General features: G+C 72.6%; 15 protein-coding genes. 3 read left to right on the forward strand and 12 right to left on the reverse strand.

The features are described 5' to 3' along the window. Positions 1-37 precede the first annotated feature (37 nt). The 6 genes from ACFYPH_RS16695 to ACFYPH_RS16720 all read right to left on the reverse strand — a co-directional run bounded on the left by ACFYPH_RS16695 (position 38) and on the right by ACFYPH_RS16720 (position 4980). Positions 38-754: a VOC family protein gene (locus ACFYPH_RS16695; RefSeq protein ID WP_354862661.1), complete on the reverse strand. Its 717-nt coding sequence runs from the start codon at positions 752-754 to the stop codon at positions 38-40. A gap of 748 nt (positions 755-1502) precedes the next feature. After that, positions 1503-1796: a DUF6510 family protein gene (locus ACFYPH_RS16700; RefSeq protein WP_354862654.1), complete on the reverse strand. Its 294-nt coding sequence runs from the start codon at positions 1794-1796 to the stop codon at positions 1503-1505. An 83-nt stretch (positions 1797-1879) separates the two neighbouring features. Then, positions 1880-2644 carry a ferredoxin reductase gene (locus ACFYPH_RS16705; RefSeq protein ID WP_387183137.1) on the reverse strand — a complete coding sequence of 255 codons (765 nt, stop codon included), beginning with the start codon at positions 2642-2644 and terminating at the stop codon, positions 1880-1882. A 7-nt stretch (positions 2645-2651) separates the two neighbouring features. After that, complete coding sequence (locus tag ACFYPH_RS16710; RefSeq protein WP_387182566.1) at positions 2652-3251, reverse strand: sulfite oxidase-like oxidoreductase; 600 nt, start codon at positions 3249-3251, stop codon at positions 2652-2654. Positions 3252-3327: 76 nt separating this feature from the next. Next, a complete protein-coding gene (locus ACFYPH_RS16715; RefSeq protein WP_355069134.1) occupies positions 3328-4350 on the reverse strand; it encodes a TerC/Alx family metal homeostasis membrane protein in 1023 nt (340 codons plus the stop codon). Positions 4351-4569: 219 nt separating this feature from the next. Beyond that, on the reverse strand, positions 4570-4980 hold the full coding sequence (locus tag ACFYPH_RS16720; protein ID WP_354862649.1) for a DUF2267 domain-containing protein: 411 nt from the start codon (positions 4978-4980) through the stop codon (positions 4570-4572). Between the two features lie 181 nt (positions 4981-5161). Between ACFYPH_RS16720 and ACFYPH_RS16725 the strand changes: the two genes are divergently transcribed. Continuing rightward, positions 5162-5434, forward strand: a complete 273-nt coding sequence (locus tag ACFYPH_RS16725) for a DUF2795 domain-containing protein (protein ID WP_354862647.1) — start codon at positions 5162-5164, stop codon at positions 5432-5434. 42 nt (positions 5435-5476) lie between these two features. Next, on the forward strand, positions 5477-6145 hold the full coding sequence (locus ACFYPH_RS16730) for a DUF1345 domain-containing protein (protein WP_355069135.1): 669 nt from the start codon (positions 5477-5479) through the stop codon (positions 6143-6145). Between the two features lie 272 nt (positions 6146-6417). On the opposite strand, the gene ACFYPH_RS16735 is transcribed toward ACFYPH_RS16730, so the two are convergent. The 5 genes from ACFYPH_RS16735 to ACFYPH_RS16755 form a co-directional block, all read right to left on the reverse strand. Beyond that, positions 6418-7086, reverse strand: a complete 669-nt coding sequence (locus ACFYPH_RS16735) for a hypothetical protein (RefSeq protein ID WP_355136935.1) — start codon at positions 7084-7086, stop codon at positions 6418-6420. 151 nt (positions 7087-7237) lie between these two features. Continuing rightward, on the reverse strand, positions 7238-8209 hold the full coding sequence (locus ACFYPH_RS16740; protein ID WP_387182571.1) for a pirin family protein: 972 nt from the start codon (positions 8207-8209) through the stop codon (positions 7238-7240). A 369-nt stretch (positions 8210-8578) separates the two neighbouring features. Further along, entirely contained in the window at positions 8579-9655 is a 1077-nt protein-coding gene (locus tag ACFYPH_RS16745) for a hypothetical protein (protein WP_387182574.1), read from the reverse strand. 523 nt (positions 9656-10178) lie between these two features. Continuing rightward, positions 10179-10736, reverse strand: a complete 558-nt coding sequence (locus ACFYPH_RS16750; protein WP_387182577.1) for a hypothetical protein — start codon at positions 10734-10736, stop codon at positions 10179-10181. A gap of 567 nt (positions 10737-11303) precedes the next feature. Beyond that, complete coding sequence (locus tag ACFYPH_RS16755; RefSeq protein ID WP_354863357.1) at positions 11304-11615, reverse strand: MazG-like family protein; 312 nt, start codon at positions 11613-11615, stop codon at positions 11304-11306. Between the two features lie 337 nt (positions 11616-11952). Between ACFYPH_RS16755 and ACFYPH_RS16760 the strand changes: the two genes are divergently transcribed. Then, a complete protein-coding gene (locus ACFYPH_RS16760) occupies positions 11953-13362 on the forward strand; it encodes a hypothetical protein (RefSeq protein WP_354863356.1) in 1410 nt (469 codons plus the stop codon). Between the two features lie 70 nt (positions 13363-13432). On the opposite strand, the gene ACFYPH_RS16765 is transcribed toward ACFYPH_RS16760, so the two are convergent. Continuing rightward, positions 13433-14146, reverse strand: coding sequence for a hypothetical protein (locus ACFYPH_RS16765; protein ID WP_387182581.1), 714 nt, complete (start codon positions 14144-14146; stop codon positions 13433-13435). Between the last annotated feature and the right edge of the window lie 143 nt (positions 14147-14289).

Below are 14289 nucleotides of genomic sequence, written 5' to 3' on the forward strand. Positions count from 1 at the left end.
CACCGGGTGGCACGCGCCTTGGCCGCCCCCGGCCGCGCTAGCGGCGCGTCAGCAGCCGGAACTCGGTGCCGTCGGGGTCGGTCAGCACGACCGCGCCGTCGGCGTCGGCGCCGACCACTGTGGCGCCGAGGGAGAGCAGGCGGTCGACCTCCGGCTGCGGGTCGTCGCCGTCGTCGACGGCGAGGTCGAACGTCACCCGATCCCGGTCCCCCTTCGGCATCAACGGTGGACCACCCCAGGCGATCTTCGGGCCGCCCAGGGGTGACTGGATGGCGGTCTCCTCGTCCTGGTCCCAGACCAGCGGCCACCCGAGCGCCGCGCTCCAGAAGTAGCCGACGGCCTGCGAGCCGTCGCAGGAGACGTCACCGAGGAAACCGCAGCCAGCGAGGAACGTGTTACCCGGTCCGAGGACGCAGAACTCGTTGCCCTCGGGATCGGCGAGCACCACGTGACTCTCTTCCGGACGCTGGCCGACGTCGGTGTGCCGCGCGCCCAGCGCCAGCGCTCTGGCCACCGTCCGCCGTTGGTGTTCCAGCGAGTCGCTGGTCAGCTCGAGGTGTGCCCGGTTCTGCAGGACCTTCGGCTCCGGGACCCGCGGAAAACGCAGCCGGAAACCGGTCTTGTCGTCGGGCAGCACGAGGACGCCGTCGCGGGGGTCGTCGACCAGCTCCCGACCCAGGATCTCGGACCAGAACCGCGCGACACCGAGGGGTTCGTTCGCGCCGAAACACACCGCGAAGAGGTGGCTGGCCATCGCTGCGCTCATCTCCGATCCGGGGACGGGGCGGCCCGGACGGGCCGGAGTTCGGAAGCCTACGGACGGGCCCGGTCGGCCGCACCCGAGTTTCCGGGCCCCGCCCCACCACGCTCGGGGGGCCACCGATCCTGATCGGAGGGTTCGCCGCGCCGGCACTGCGGCGCGTCGGGCGGTACGCCGACGGGTTCGTCTGCGCGGCGCCCCTGACTTGGGCCGGCCCCCTGGTCGCCGTCCTATCGCCGTCCTCGCCGAGGCGGATCCGGAAACGCCGTAGCGGCTCCCCTCAGTGGCGCTGCGTCGCGGGCCGGGCGAACCACCGGGCCAGCCACGGGGTGAGCGCGACGAGGGCGACGGCGAGGGCGGTGATGACGGCCTGCCCGATCCGGCCCGGGGTGACGCCCACCGGCGGGGTCGAGCACGTCGTTGGCGTACCCGTTCGCGGCGGCGTCCGTCACCAGCACGGCGCAGCCCAGCGCGAGCCCCGCCGGACGGCGAGCCGCCAGCAACAGCGCCGCAAACGGATCCCACAGGGTCAGGGACCCGAAGTAGACCGCGAGCCACCCGGGCAGGGCGAGCGGCGGTCGGAGCCCGGGGACGAACACCTGGAGCACGTGCACGACGGTGCCGTAGGCGAAGACCAGAACGGCCGCCGACACGACCAGCCGGGCCCGCAGTGGAACGCCACGCCATCGACCGGTACCCATCCGGCCAGTCTGCCCCAGCGGCGCGAGCGCCGAGCGAACGGTCAGAGCGGCTCGGGAAGCGGCTGCTCCATCGGCATCGGCACCTGGAGGTAGGTGACGCCGCGCATGTCCAGCCAGGCCCGGTCCGGCGCGCGGACCAGGCGCACCATCACCGACTCGCAGGACGGGCAGCGCGCGACCATGCCCGGGGCATGCGAGTAGACGTGCAGGCTGGCCATCGAGCCGGTCGTCCCGCAGTTCTCGCAGCGGCCCATCGCGGTGCTCAGGTCGACGGCGAACAGCTCGCGCATCGGGCCGTCGAGCATGTTGCCGTCCAGGTACGACATCTCGGTCATCGGGTCTCCTCGACGTTGCGTCGGCGGGCGGGACAGTTGGCGGGCCGGACAGGCGGCGGGCGGGGCAGTCGGCGGGCGGGCTCTCAGCCGGTGGGGCCGAAGCGTTCGGTCTTGATCCGCCGCGACGGGTGGCCCAGCCCGACCAGCAGATCGGCCACGGCCTCCACGAACCCGGTCGGGCCGCACACGTAGGTGAGCGGTTCCAGGTCCGGCGGCCAGCCGTGGGTGTTCACGTCGGCCAGGCCGATCCGGTGCGGCTCGCCGCGCCAGCCGTCGGGCGCCTCGCGGGTGTAGACGTACGCCACGTCGAGGCCGAAGTCGTCGCGGACCCGGCGGCGCAGCTCGTCGGCGTAGATCACGTCCTCCGCGGTGCGCACCGAGTAGATCAGCCGGAACGGCACCTTGCTGCCGATCGCCCGCCGCGCCCGGATCATCGCCATCAGCGGCACGATGCCGGAGCCGCCCGCGACCAGCTGCACCGGCGCGGCGTCCTCCGGTCGCCAGATGAACCAGCCACCGAGCGGTCCGCGGACCTCCACCGGGTCGCCGGGACCGAAGACATCGATGAGGTACGGCGACACCTCGCCATCGGGAACCCGCTGGACGGTCACCTCGATCCGCGGGCCGCCGGGGCCGTCCACGACCGGCCCGGCGATCGAGTACGACCGGGCGGTCTGGTAGCCGTCCGGCGCGGTCAACCGCACGTCGACGTGCTGCCCGGGCAGGTGCCCCGGCCAGTCCGGCACCTCCAGGACCAGCGTCTCCGCCGTCGCCGTCTCGACCCGGCGCTCCACCAGCCGCGCCACCTGCCACTTGATCGGCGCCCGGGCCGGGGTGCCCGTCGCCACGGCCCGCTCAGTCACCCTGGTACCGCTGTTCGCGCCACGGGTCGCCGTAGTCGTGGTAGCCGGCCGTCTCCCAGAACCCCGGTTCGTCCATTGTCTTGAGTCGGATGCCGCGCACCCACTTGGCGGACTTCCAGAAGTACAGGTGCGGCACCAGCAGCCGGGCCGGGCCGCCGTGCTCGGCCGGCAGCGGCGCGCCGTCGAAGGTGTGCGCCACCCAGGCCCGGCCGCCGCGCAGGTCGTCCAGCGGCAGGTTGGTGGTGTACCCGCCGTACGAGTGGGCGAGCGCGAAGTGCGCGCCGGTGTCCACGCCGTCGAGCAGGGTGTCCACGGAGACGCCCTGCCAGGTGGTGCCGAGCTTCGACCAGTGGGTGACGCAGTGGATGTCGACCATCGCGGTCTCCTGCGGAAGCGCCATCAGCTCCTGCCACGACCACCGGTACTCGGTGCCGTTCTCGGCGGCGATGACGAACTCCCAGGTGTCCAGGGAGACCCGGGGTGTCGGGCCGGCCGACAGCACCGGAAAGTCCTCGGTCAGGTACTGACCGGGTGGCAGGGCCGGCTCCTGTGAGCGGGGCCGGCCCTGAAAGGCCGGTGACACGATTCCCATTGCACAGTCGTACCACCCGGGCCGGCCGGGGCGGGAGCTTTCCCGCGTACGCCCTCGTCGACCCGGCGCGGCGCGGTCAGTGCCGCTCCGTGACGACCTCGCGCTGCTCGGGCGTGCCGCCCCGGGTGGCGCGAAGGCTGGTCAGGGTCACCACCACCAGCACGCCGATGATCACGCCGAGCGAGGCCAGGGTGGGGATCTGCGGCACGCCGGCCCAGATGCCGTGCGCCCAGTGCAGACCCAGCTTGAGGCCGATGAACGCCAGGATGATCGCCAGGCCGTAGCTGAGGTGCACCAGCCGGCTCAGCGCCGCGTGCAGCACGAAGTAGAGCGCCCGCAGGCCGAGCAGGGCGAACGCGTTGGTGGCGAAGACCAGGTACGGGTCCTCGGTGATGCCGTACACCGCCGGCACCGAGTCGACGGCGAAGACCACGTCGGTGGCCAGCACTGCGACCACCACCAGGGCGAACGGCGTGAGTGCCCGCTTCGCGCCCTGCCGCACGGTCATCCGGGTGCCGTGGTACTCGTCGACCACCGGCATGATCTTGCGCAGCAGCTTCACCGAGCGCATCTTGTTGATGTCGACTTCCTGCTGATGCCCGGAGAGGGCGTCGCGCAGCAGCTTCACCGCGGTGGCGATGAGGATGATCGCGAAGAGCAGGAACGCGAAGTCGAGGGTCTGCAGGGCCGCCGCGCCCAGGGCGATGAAGACCGCCCGCAGCACCAGAGCGCCGGCGATGCCGTAGAGCAGCACCCGCTGGGCGAGCACGGCCGGCACCGCGAACGCGGCCAGCAGCAGCATGAAGACGAAGAGGTTGTCGACCGAGAGGGACTTCTCGACGAGGTAACCGGTCAGGTACTGCACGCCCTGCTCGGAGCCGTAACGGGACCACACCCAGCCGCCGAACGCGAGCGGCAGCGCGACGTAGAACGCCGACCAACCGATCGCCTCCCGCATGGACACCTCGTGCGGCTTGCGCGTCACCAGGAAGTCCAGCACCAGCAGCAGCACCACGCCGGCGATGGTCAGCGCCCAGAGCGTGGGCGTGCCCACCGACGACAGGTCACTCGCTGCGGCCAGGTATGACAATTCGGTCATGGGGTCTCCTCGAACACCGTGTCATGTTCGAGGTCTCCTTCACCCATCGGAGATGGGCAACCACCCGAGGCACGCCGGGCGTGCCGTACTGACCGGAATGGTTCGTGGGAAGTACTCCCCTCGCACGACAAGGTTAGGCCAGGGCCGACCGACACGCCAAGCCGGACGTCGATCGTTGCCCTGGCCAACCGCTGTGCGTCCCCGGTCGGAGTTCCACCGTCAGGCGCGGCGCAGCGTCGCACCCGGCGCCATCGCCTGCTCCACGAGGCCCCGGTAGTCGCGCGGCAACTGGGTCGCCACGTCGTCGAACTCCCCGCCGGTGATCGCCTCGCGCAGGGTGGTGAACACCGCCCGGACGGCGTCCCGCGCGGCCGGCTCCTGCACCTGCGCGCGCAGCGCGACCCGCGCCACGAACTCGGCCGCTCCGAACCGGTCCGCCTGCTCGGTGCTCGGGCTGGGCTTGAGCACCAGTTGCAGCGGCTGCGGAAGCTGCGCGGCCAGGTCCAGCACCTCACCGCCGGTCAGCCGCTCGGCGAACGTCTCCAGCACGGCCCGGGTCAGCTCGACCGCCTGCTCGGACGACGTCCGGGTGCGCTGGGAAACCAGGTCGACGAAGGTGTCGTATTGCATCGCGTACTCCCTCGGGCTTGTCGGCGCCGCCTGCGGGTACCCGCGGTGCCGTGGTGGAAACGGCGCCGGATTTCCTGCGGCGACCCGGGCGATTTCCTCCGCCGACCCGGGCGTGACGAGGCGGCGGGCGGGTAACCGCCGCCGGTCGTGACCACATCGATGCCCCGAGGGAGCCCCAGACATGGCGAGCTACGCGGACGTCCTGCAGTACCTGTCGAGCCTGGACTACCCGGCCGAGAAGAACGACGTGGTCCGCGAGGCCGAACGGGAGGGCGCCCCGCCGGACGTGCTCAAGGCACTGCGCGCCCTGCCGCCCGTCGACTACGCCAACGGCACCGAGGTGGCCCGGTCCGCCGGCATCGAGGCCGCCCCCGAGGTGAGCCCCTCGCAACGCGCCGCGCAGGCCCGGGACAAGAAGCACAACCGGGTGTCGCAGCATCTGCGCGGCATCTGACCCGGCGGTGGTGGCGTCCGTCGTAACGCGCGGACGGCGCGGATGACTGGCACCGGCCCGCTGTCCCGCCCGCCGGACGGGCACACCCCGGCGGCGGTGCAACTCGTCGTTGTGGCGGTGGTCGGCGTCATCGTCGGCGGCGTTTTCGCCCTGGCGCTGTCGCCGTCGCTCGCCCCGCTGGCCGGCTGGGACGTCGCCGCGCTGAGCTGGCTGGTGCTGGTGTGGCGCAAACTCTGGCCGATGGACGCCACCCGCACCGCCCGCCTCGCCGTGTACGAGGACCCCAACCGGGCCACCCGGGACGTGGTGCTGCTCATCGCGTGCCTCGCCAGCCTGCTGGCCGTCGGGCTGGTCCTCGCCAGCGCGCACGCCGCGCCACCCGGCGTACACCGCGACCTGTACGGCGTGCTGGGCGTCCTCAGCGTGGTGCTGTCCTGGCTGGTCGTCCACACCGTCTTCACCGCCCGCTACGCCCGGATCTACTACACGGGCCCGGACGGCGGGGTGAACTTCAACCAGAGCGAGCCGCCCCGCTACTCGGACTTCGCGTACGTGGCGTTCACCGTCGGGACGACGTTCCAGGTCTCCGACACCAACCTGACCAGCAACGAGATGCGCCGGACGGTGCTGCGGCACGCGTTGTTGTCGTACCTGTTCGGCGCGTTCGTCATCGGCGTCACGGTGAACCTGCTGGCGGGGCTGGCGCACTGAGCGCTCGCGCCCGGCTGCGTCCCGGGCGGGCGGCTCGTGCCCGGCTGCTTCACGGGCGGCGGCTCGCCGGGACAGGCGGGCGCCCCTTGGCCGCGAACCGCGACCGGGGGCGCCACGCAAACCTGCCCAGGCGGTGAACCGCGTCCGAACCGGTCGCGGTCACCCGGCGGTGGATGCCCGCTCGAACCGAGCGGGCAGCATTGCCGGGTACAACCATACGACAGACCATCCTCCGTACGGTCAGTTTTGGCCGAAGTGTGGGCCAGGGCACGTCAGGGACGGCCGGTCAGTTCCGCGTACCGGTGCTCCAGATCGACCCGGGCCAGCGCTCCCACCAGCCACGCCAGCCGCTCCGACTCGCCGCTGGCCAAGCCGGCCAGGTCATCCGCCGAGCGGCCCAGCCCGAGCCGTCGGGCCGCCGCCAGCGCCCGCCGGTCCGCCACCGGGGCGACCTCCCGCCACAACGCCTGCGCCTCGCGCAGAAACAGGTCGACGACCTGGTCGTCCACCCCGGGCAGGTCGGCGAGGAGCGCACGCTCGGCAGCCGGCTCGTGGTGCGCGACCGCGCGCAACCGGCGCAGGTCGCCCCGGTACCGCTCGACGACCGTCCGGGCCAGATCGCCCAGCACGTCGGCCAACGCGTCGACGTCACCGCGCTGACCACTGTCGCGCAGCACCCGCACCCGGTCCTGGTGCAGCGACCTGGCCAGCCGGGCGGCGCTGTCCCACCCCTCGTCGCGCAGCGCCCGCGCGCCGTCCAGCGCCCGACGAAAGTCACCCCGGCGGGCGAGCAGTACCGCGAGGTAGAGCACCTGGAACAGGCTCGCCGGATTGTTGGTCACGCGGAAGCCGTACTGCTCGGCGAAGCCTCGTCCGCTGCCGGCCAGCCGGCGGGCCAGGCGTTTGCGGTCCTCGACGGGCGTGATCAGAGTGGTCGCCATGCCGGCGACTACCCACGCCACCGTCGGCCAACCGCCGACCCCAGCCTGCCCCAGCCCCGGCGCTTCTTGGCCCGGCGGGCCTCATGGTCCGGGGCACGTCGGCCCGGCGCGCTCATGGTTCGGCGCGCGCCGGTCCGGTGTCTCGGGCCGGTCAGCCGTGCAGGCCGCCGGTGCGGTCGCGGGCCTTGAGCCGGGTGGTGGGCAGGGCGGGTGCCGGCAGCGGCGACGCCGCATCGTCGGCCACCACGCCGAAACGCCGGCCGGCCATCCAGTCCTCCCGAGCGGCGGCGACCTCCTCGTGCGAGCGGCCCACGAAGTTCCACCACATGACCAGCGGCTCCTCGAACGGCGTACCCCCCAGCAGCAACAGCCGGGCACCCGCCCCGCCGCGCACGGTCACCTCGCGTCGACCCGAACCCAGGTAGAGCAACGCGCCTGGCTCGAAACCCACCCCGGCGGCCTCGGCGGAGCCGGACATCGCCAGCAGGGCGTACTCGAAGTCGGGCCGCAACGGCAGCGTGGTCGGCGCCGCCCCGCCCAGCTCGAGCTGCACGCCCACCAGCGGGGTGTGCACCACCGCCGGGGAACGCTGGCCGGCGAACTCGCCGACCAGCAGGGTCGCGTCCACGTCGCCCTCCCGCCAGCGTGGCAGGTCGGCGTGGTGCGCGAAGTCGGCGCCACCGGCCCGCGCAGGGTCCGGCAGCGCCACCCAGAGCTGCACACCGTGCATGACCGGCGGGTGCGTGGCCGGCGACCGCTCCGAGTGGGCGATGCCGTGCCCGGAGGTCATCACGTTCAGCTGGCCGGGCCGGATCGCCTGGACGTTGCCGAGGCTGTCCCGGTGAATGATCTCGCCGTCGAGCAGCCAGGTCACCGTCTGCAGGCCCGTGTGCGGGTGCGGTGGCACCTCCATGCCGGGCCGCTGCGCCACGTCGTCCGGGCCAAAATGGTCCACGAAGCACCACGCGCCGACCATCCGCCGAGGCCGCTGCGGCAACAACCGCCGAACGGTCGTGTACCGCCCCAGTGGCACATCGTGGCCCGGCAGCAGCACGCTGCCGGGATCGACGTCGGCCACGCCGGGCGGTCGGGTCTGTGCCGGCATCGATTCGGTACGCTCCACCGCCCGACTGTACGCTCGCGCCCTCCCCGGGCTGCGGCGCTTCCCGCCAGGGGTGAACCTCCGACCCAGCACGTCGCGGGTGGGCCGGTCGGCGTCCTACACGACCGCCCGGCGCCGGGCTCACTCCCCGGCGACACCGGCCCGCGTCTCCGTCTCTGGCCGCTGCCCGCTCCTGGCCGCTGCCCGCTCCTGGCCGCTGCCCGCTCCTGGCCGCTGCCCGCTCTTGGCCGCTGCCCGCTCTTGGCCGCTGCCCGACGGCCCCGACCCCACACCCGACGTCGCCGGCCCGACGCCGACGGCCCCGGCCAGCACCCGAGGTCGCCGGCTCGACGCCCGACGAACCTGGTCGGCGTCCTAGTCGTGGGCCGGTCACCGGGACTCGGTCACCGTCACGGTGCCGGCGCCTGCCACCAGGTCAAGGAAGAGCCGGTCGGTTGAGCGGTCCCACCCCGGCGTACTCAACAGCGCGCCAGCGGCGACCCCGGCCCAGCGCTCGTCGCGGACCGCGACCGAACCGGCCCCCGCTCCCACCCGCACCCGTACCGGTGGTGTGCCCGGCACCCGGATGTCGAACTGGTTGACTCCACCGGTCAGCCGCACGGTCGTCGTGCCGCCGTTCATCGGCGGCAGGATGAGATCGGTGCGGGCGGAGCCGCCGACGAGATCCACGCCCAGAAGTCGTGCCTGCGCCAGGTCGAGCACCTGTTCGCCCACCCCGCCCTCCAGGTGCAGACGCCAGGCGACCCGCTCGCTGAGCAGCACCCGCGCGGCCCGCTTCTCGGACGTGCCGGTGGCCACCACGCCTAGCCGGACGGTCTCACCCTGCACCACTGGACGGACGGCCACACCCGAGTCGGCCGGGCTGCTGATTCGGTAGAGGTCGTCGCCCAGGTCGGCCACCCGAAGGTCGAACGAGGACAACCCGTCCGCCAGTACGAAGGTGGCCTTCTGCCGCCCCGCCAGCGGCGTCGTCATCGTCTGCTCGGCGGCCGCAGCCGCAGCCGCACCCGGCCGGGCGCCGTCGGACCGGGCGCCGTCGGACCGGGCGCCGTCGGACCGGGCGCGGTCGGACCGGGCGCCGTCGGGCCGGGCGCCGTCGGGCCGGGCGCCGTCGGGTGCGCCGGAGTATGCCTGGCCGAGGCGGTAAGGGTCGGCGACGATGACCACCACCGCCGCGGCGCCGAGAACCAGCATCACCGCCGCGGCGGCCACCAGCAGCCGAGCACCGACCGACCAGCGCACCGGTGTCGCTTCGGCACCCACTGGTCCCGGCTCCGCCTCCGACCGGTGCCCCGGCCCGGAGCCGGGCCGGGCCGGGCGGCCCGCGCGCTCCGGCTGATCTGCGGCCGGGTGCGGCGCCGCCGGGTGCGGCGCCGCCGGGTTAGTTGGTTGCTGCCCCGGATCGTGTTCTGCCTGGTGCTCGATGCCGTCACCCACTGCGGCCATGCCTATGCCCTTCCGCCGGTCCCCGCCGGGAGGTACGTACCCGCCGGCCCATCGGATCACTCCGCGCCGACCACGCCGCTCCGCTACGTCGCGTCAGTGAATCTTGGACAGTTTCCGTTAGGGCCGAACGGAAACTGTCCAAGATTCACCGTCACACGGGCCGACAATGCCGTTCGGCGGGCTGCGCCCGTGGATGTGAGGGGTCAGCCGGTCACTCGGCGGGGCTGGTTATGCCGCTAGCCGGCACCCAACTCCGGGTGGCGGCCAGGTCAGTGAGCGATGGCCGGGTACGCCGCTGGCCGGCACCCAGCTTGGATCGCTGCCAGGTCAATGAGCCGGGGATTAGTACGCCGCTGGCCGGCACCCGACTCCGGGTGGCGGCCAGGTCAATGAGCGGGGGTTGGGTATGCCGCTGGCCGGCACCCAGCTTGGATGGCGGCCAGGTCAATGAGCGGGGGCTGGATATGCCGATGGCCGGCACCCGGGTTCGGGTGCCGGCCAGTCGGTCGGGTCGTGCGGTGGGTCAGCTGTTCCAGTGCTGGGCGACCAGGTCGGTGGCCTGCTGCTCCCACTGGGCGTAGGCGTCCGGGTAGGCGGAGACCTGTACGGTCTGGGCGGCCTGGGTCAGGGGCATGTCCTGCCAGCCGTCAACCTGACGCAGGCCCTTGAGGAACGCGGTGGTGGAGTACTCGGGGTTGGTGATCTGCTCCGGGGTGCCCCAACCGGAGGAGGGGCGCTGCTGGAACAGGCCCAGCGAGTCGTGGTCGTTCATGTCGCCGAGGTGGCCGAGGTTGTCCAGCTTCGATTCCTGCAGGCTCGTGGCGATCGAGATGACCGCGGCGCGTTCGGGCAGGCCGGCCTTCTTCGTGGCGGCGATGATCGCCTTGGCGTTGGCGGTCTGCTCGTCGTTCAGGCTGATGTGCGACTGGTCGCCCTGCGGCTTCGACACCGTCTGCACGGCCGCGACGGGCTTCGCATCGGCGGCGGGGTTGGCGTGGGCGGCGATCGGGCCGGCGAAGACACCACCGGCGAACGCGAGACCAGCAACGGACAGCATGCTCTTACGGAAGATCGTGTTCATGGGGGTAGCTCCTTCGGGGGTAGGAACACCAGCGCACCGTTCCGGGGGAAGCGGTGCCGCGGGTGTGAGCACCTCGTCGGGCGCTGCACTATCAAGCGGGGAAAGCTTGGGGGCGGCCTACGGGCTGATCGCTCGTGGCGCCGGGGGCGGCGGCCTACGAGCGGGGCTCGTGGCGCCGGGACCGTGTGTAACGACCGTCGGGCCGGGGTCATTCCCGGGCCACCGGGGCCGAATAGCGGACCCGGGGGGGAGCCCACGGTCGTTCCGGGGGTCTGCAACGACCCGGCCGGGCCGGCCATTCCCATCCCGGTTGAGCGGGCGGGGCGGGTGGCCGTGGTCCTGCGATCGTCAGGGTATGTAACGACCCCCCGCCCGCCACGATTCCAGCCCACGGATACACCCGGTCACACCCCAACAGCCCCCAGAAACGGACATCCCACCCAACCGGCACGACCCCAACCGGTCACACCGGACAGCCGGCCTGATCGACTCCAGATCGGCGATATCGCGGCATCCGGCCAGCCGGACACACCCACCTCGCCGACACCGTGCCGATCATGGAGGGCGTCAGCCCTCCAGGCGAGAGCGGACCTTTTCGGCACAGGCCCCCAGAACGGTCTGTGCGTCGAGTCCGAGACTCTCGATGGCTACGAGCGCGGTGAACACCACGTCGGCCAACTCGGCCGCCACGTCCTCGCGGGTGTGGGTGACACCCTTGCGCGGATTCTGCCCGAGCAGACCAATCCAGGCGGCTGACGCCTCCCCGGCCTCCTCGGTCAGCTTCAGGATGCGGCAGGTCAGTTCCGTCTGCCCGGTGCCGTTCGCCGCGTCCAGCCAGCTCCGCGCAGCCCGGGCCGCCGCCCAGATCGAGTCGTCCACGGCGACCAGTCAACCCGACCGCCCCGACCGGCCCCACACCCGGCCCGCACGGTCGGGACACACACCGCACGGCCAGGACACGCACCGCACGGCCAGAACACGCACCGCACGGCCAGAACACGCACCGCACGGCCAGAACACGCACCGCACGGCCAGAACACGCACCGCACGGCCAGGGCGCCAGTCCGGGCAGGCCGCACCGACCGTCTGACTGGTCGGTCAGCTCAGCCATTGACTCCGGTCGACGGCAGTCCTAGGTTCAGGGCGCTACCGGCCGGTAGGCAACCGTCCCGCCTGGTCGCCCCCGCAGGCGACATCCGTCCGATGGGGAGCATCGATGCTGTCCGTACCCGTTCGTAGGCTGCGCCGCCTGATCGCCGCCACCGCGACACTGACCCTGGCCGTCGGACTGTTCGACGCCGCACCCACCGCCGCCGCACCCACCGCCGCCGCACCGAGCACCGCCGGCGCTTCCACCGGCGGCCACGACCCCTCCGGCGACCAGCCGCTGCCCGGCTACACCTTCCAGAATCCGCCGCTGGCGCCGCTGGTGGTGGCCGGCAAGCCGACGACGGTACGCCAGGGCGTGCACCGGCACGCCGCGTACATCATCGAGGTTCCCGCCCGATGGAACGGCGACCTGGTGGTGTGGGCGCACGGCTACCGCGGCCAGGGCACGGTGCTCTCGCCGGAGCCGCCGGCCTTCGAGTTGCGCCAGCGGCTGCTGGCCCAGGGGTACGCGTGGGCGTCGTCGTCGTACGACCGCAACGGCTTCGACATCCGCTCCGGCGTGCTGAGCACGCGGGACCTCGCCGACCACTTCGGACGGACCGTGCGCAGGCCCCACCGTACGTACCTGGCTGGGGTGTCGATGGGCGGGTACGTCATCGGGCGCTCGCTGGAGCAGTACCCCGGCTACTACGACGGGGCGCTGCCCATGTGCGGCGTGCTCGGTGACCAGACGCTGCTGGACTTCTATCTCGACTACAACCTGGTCGCGCAGGCCCTCGCCGGAGTGCCGGCCTACCCGACGCCGGCCGACTACCTGAGCAACGCGGTGCCCCGCATCCAGGTGGCGCTCGGGCTGGCGGGGCTCACGCCCACCGGGCCGGACACCACCACCGACCGGGGCAAGCAGTTGCGGGCCATCACCGTGAACCGTACGGGCGGACCACGGCCCGGCGCGGAGGCGGCCTTCGCGGTCTGGAAGGACTTCCTCTTCTCCATCGCGGTGACCGACGGCGGCGACTCCCCCGCCCAGCGGCCCAGCCAGATCTCCACCAACCTGCTGACCCGCTACAGCCCGAACAGCCCCGTCGACGTCAACTCGTCGGTGCAGCGGGTGGCGCCGGAGAACATCGTGCAGCGACTCCTGCCGACGCTTACCGAGGTGCCGAAGATCGCCGGGCGGCCGAGCGCGCCCGTGGTCAGCCTGCACGACCTGGGCGACATGTTCGTGCCGTTCAGCATGGAGCAGGCGTACGCCACCGACGTGGCGCGGCACGGTCGCAGCCGGCTGGTGGTGCAGCGGGCCATCCGGGCCGCGCAGCACTGCGAGTTCAGCCCGGCCGAGGCCGGCGCCGCCTGGGACGACCTGGTGTCCTGGGTACGCACCGGCAAGCGCCCGGCCGGCGACACGGTGACCGACCCGGCGGTGGTGGCCCGACCCGACTACGGCTGCCGGTTCAGCGACCGGGCCGCGTACGCCGCCGGGGTCGGCACCCGTCGCCTGTACGCGGCCTGCTGAGGTAGCCGGACACGACGGCGCCGGCCGGCTCCCGAGAGGGGAGTCGGCCGGCGTGTGCGTGCGTGTCGTGTCACCAGAGCTGCTGGACGACGTCCGCCGCCTGCTCCTCCCACTGCGCGTACGCGTACGGGAAGGCGGAGACCTGCACGGTCTGCGCGGCGGCGGTCAGCGGCAGGTCCTGCCAACCGCCCACGTTCTTCAGCGCGCTGAAGAACGCCGTGGCGGCGTACTCCGGATCGGTGATCTGCTCGGGCGTGCCCCAACCGGACGTCGGACGCTGCTGGAACAGGCCCTGCGAGTCGTGGTCGTTGTACGCGCCGAGGTGGCCGAGGTTGTAGAGCTTCGACTCCTGCAACGAGGTGGCGACGCCGATCACCGCGCCACGGTCGCCGACGCCGGTCTTCTTGGCGGCGTCCACGATCGCCCGGGCGTTGTCGAGCTGCGCGTCGTCGAGCGGGATGCGCGACTGGGCGCCCTCGATGCCGTGCGGGATCAATTTGTCGCGGCTCGGCTTGCCGGCCGGCGGCTTGCCGGTGGCGGAGCCGGTGGTCAGCCCGGACTCGACTGGCTGGTCCTTCTGCTGGGCCGAGGTGGCGGCCTTGCCGGTGGCGAGGTCGATGGCGGCGACGGCGCCCTGGTGCGGCCCGGAGGTGACCGGGGCGGCGGCCGCGGTCGGCGCGAGCGCCAGACCACCGAGGGCAGCCACACCCACCACGCTCAGCGCGGTCTTGCGGTACGAGTCCTTAGCGATGGCGGGGAGCCATCGAGTGAAGTCGACCTTCACGATGGTTCCTTTCGATCGTGCGGAGCGCTCCGGGGTGAACGCTCCTCGGGAGAGATGACCGCGGAAAGGTTTGGGCTCCGGCGGTACGGGGGACACAACCGGGTTGACGTGTCGGTCATTCCGGAAATGCCCGAGCCGCGGCG

It is taken from the genome of Micromonospora sp. NPDC005252 (genome assembly GCF_042872475.1).
Lineage (GTDB): Bacteria > Actinomycetota > Actinomycetes > Mycobacteriales > Micromonosporaceae > Micromonospora.